At 74.3% G+C, this 3,001-nt stretch carries 2 protein-coding genes and 1 tRNA gene; all 3 read left to right on the top strand.

Annotation, left to right across the window (positions count from 1 at the left end):
• The first annotated feature begins 313 nt into the window (after window positions 1-313).
• Window positions 314-946 carry a lytic polysaccharide monooxygenase gene (locus tag ACFVGY_RS22140; RefSeq protein WP_385679928.1) on the top strand — a complete coding sequence of 211 codons (633 nt, stop codon included), beginning with the start codon at window positions 314-316 and terminating at the stop codon, window positions 944-946.
• A gap of 52 nt (window positions 947-998) precedes the next feature.
• Window positions 999-2,717: an AMP-binding protein gene (locus tag ACFVGY_RS22135; RefSeq protein WP_385679926.1), complete on the top strand. Its 1,719-nt coding sequence runs from the start codon at window positions 999-1,001 to the stop codon at window positions 2,715-2,717.
• 122 nt (window positions 2,718-2,839) lie between these two features.
• A tRNA-Lys gene (locus tag ACFVGY_RS22130) sits at window positions 2,840-2,913 on the top strand.
• Window positions 2,914-3,001 lie beyond the last annotated feature (88 nt).

The following is a 3,001-nucleotide window of genomic DNA, read 5'->3' as shown; positions in this document are numbered from 1 at the left end:
TTTTGCTCTCGCGGCTCCCCCCGTCGGCCCGCCGGGCGCAGGGTGATGGGGGGCTGGGGGGGCGGGCCCCGCATCCGTGTCCCCGGAGGCGGCGGCCGGATGTCGCCGTCGGGGCCGCGGAGACCCGGGTCGGTCCGGACCACACGTTCCCGCATTGGTATGGACATGGCCAACTCACGTCAATAAATTGGGACTTGGTCTAGACCTGGGGTCGTGCCCGGTGCGGCCGCGGGAACCGCCCTCGCGGCCATCCCCGCCCGTGCGCGCGCTCCCTCACCCGAACCCCCCCCCACGTTCAAGGAGCATCCGACCCATGCGCCCCATCCGCATGCCCATGCGCAGCCCTGTCCGCCCTCCCCGGCGCGCCGGCGCCGCCGCCCTCGGGATCAGCGTGGCCACCGGCCTCGCGTTCGCCGTAGCGCCCACCGCCAACGGTCACGGCTACACCGACACCCCCGTCAGCCGCCAGAAGCTCTGCGCCAACAGGACCGTCTCCGACTGCGGCCCCATCCAGTGGGAGCCGCAGAGCGTCGAGGGCTACAAGGGCTTTCCGGCAGCCGGTCCGGCCGACGGCCGGATATGCGCCGGCGGCCACGGCGAGTTCGCCCAGCTCGACGACCCGCGCGGCGGCGCCTGGCCCGCCACCAGGGTCACGGCCGGGCAGGGCTACGGCTTCCGGTGGCAGTTCACCGCCAACCACGCCACCACCGACATCAAGTACTACGTCACCAGGAACGGCTGGGACCCCACCAAGCCCCTCACCCGCGCCGCCCTCGAATCCCAGCCCTTCCTCACCGTCGCCTACAACGGCGCCCGGCCCGCCATGACCACCGTCCACCAGGGGGCCATGCCCACCGGGAAGACCGGTCGGCACATGATCCTGGCCGTCTGGACCGTCCACGACACCCCGATGGCCTTCTACGCCTGCTCCGACGTCGAGTTCTGACCGGCGGCCTGGGCGTTCAATTCTGACGTCACGTCAACTACCCTCCGGCCGCATGCGGACGACGACACCCGGCGCCTCCACCCCCCACACCGTGGCCGAACTCATCTCCCGCCAGTGGGGAGACCACCGCCCGGGGCTGAAGTACCGCAGCCCGGACGGGGGCGCCGTCACCGTCCTCAGCCGCCACCGGACCGCCCAGGAGAGCGCGGCACGCGCCGCGCTGCTCGCCGACCTCCTGCCGGCCGGGGCCGAACCGCACGTGGGGGTGCTGCTCGACAACATCCCCGAGTTTCCGTTCTGGCTCGGCGCGGCGGCCCTCGCCGGGGCCGCCGTCGCCGGGATCAACCCCACCCGCCGCGGCCCCGAGCTGGCGCGCGACGTCCTGCACACGGACTGCCGGATCCTGGTCACCGAGCCCGCCCACCTCCCGCTGCTGCGCGGCCTCGACCTGCCGGACGTACGGATCCTGGTGACCGGCAGCGAGGAGTACGCCGCCCTGCTCACCCCGTACGCCGCCGCCGAACCCGGCGACGGCGGCGCCGCGCTCACCGCCCGCACCGCCCCCGGCCCCGCCTCCCGCTTCCTCCTCTACTTCACCTCCGGCTCCACCGGCACCCCCAAGGCCGCCGTCTGCACCCAGGGCCGGCTCGCCGCCGCCGGAGCCTCCCTGGCCCGCTCCTTCTCGGTCACCCCGGACGACGTCCACTACGTCTGCATGCCGCTCTTCCACGGCAACGCCGTCATCGCGGACTGGCTGCCCGCCCTCGTCGCCGGCGCCCCGGTGGCGCTGCGCCGCCGCTTCTCGGCCTCCGCGTTCCTGGACGACGTACGGGCCTTCGGCGCGACGTACTTCACGTACGTGGGCCGGGCCGTCCAGTACCTGCTGGCCACCGAGCCCCGCCCCGACGACCGCGATCACCCCCTGCGCCTCGGCTTCGGCACCGAGGCCGGGGCCGTGGACGCGGCCCGCTTCGCCGACCGCTTCGGGGTCCGGCTGGTGGAGGGCTACGGGGCCACCGAGGGCGGCGCCTCCGTGCAGCGGACGCCGGACACCCCGCCGGGGGCCCTCGGCCGGGCGGCGCCCGGCGACGATCTGGTCGTGGTCGACCCGGAGACCGGCGCCGAGTGCCCGCCGGCCGAGCTGGACGGCCACGGCCGGCTCCGCAACGGCTCCGCGGCCATCGGCGAGCTGGTCAACCGGGGCGGCACCCGCTTCGAGGGGTACTGGCGCAATCCCGACGCCGAGGCGGACCGCACCCGCAAGGGCTGGTACTGGACCGGAGACCTCTTCTACCGGGACGCCGCCGGGTTCCTCTACTTCGCGGGCCGCACGGACGACCGGCTGCGGGTCGACAGCGAGAACCTGGCCGCCGCGGCGATCGAGAACATCCTGGCCCGCTGGTCCCCGGCGGCCGCGGTCGCCGTGTACGCGGTCCCGGACGAGGCGGCCGGCGACCAGGCCATGGCCGCCATCGCACTGAAGCCGGGGGAGCGGTTCGCCCCGGAGGCGTTCTCCGCCTTCCTCGCCGCCCAGCCCGATCTCGGCACCAAGATGGCCCCGCGCTACGTCCGGGTCGTGGACGCCATGCCGACCACCGCCACGAACAAGATCCACCGGGTCGCGCTGCGCCGCGCCGGGTTCCGGTGCCCGGACCCGGTCTGGTGGTCGCCGCCGGGCGGGCAGGGCTACCGCCCCCTCGACCCGGAATCCCTGGCGGCGCTGCTCGCGGCGTACGCCGCGCACGGCCGCGCGGAGCTCCTGGAGCGCTGACCGGCGGACCTGGCGCGGGCCCGGGGCGGACCCGGGGCAGGCCCGATGCGGGCCCCGTGGGCCCGGCGTGGATCTGGTTTGGAGCACCCCTCGGGACCAGGTAGTATTTTCTCTGTCAGCAGGCGCCGCTAGCTCAGTTGGTTAGAGCAGCTGACTCTTAATCAGCGGGTCCGGGGTTCGAGTCCCTGGCGGCGCACCTGTCCTTCGGGCGGTTACCGGTTCACCGGTAAACGCCCCCAATGTTTTGGATACCCCACATAGACGCCTCGGGGCGCCCCCCCCGC

This window comes from Streptomyces sp. NPDC127106, from assembly GCF_042677605.1.
In the GTDB taxonomy this organism is placed as follows: Bacteria; Actinomycetota; Actinomycetes; order Streptomycetales; family Streptomycetaceae; genus Streptomyces.
The sequence above is the reverse complement of the archived record's forward strand: the minus strand, read 5'-3'. Positions and strand labels throughout refer to the sequence as shown.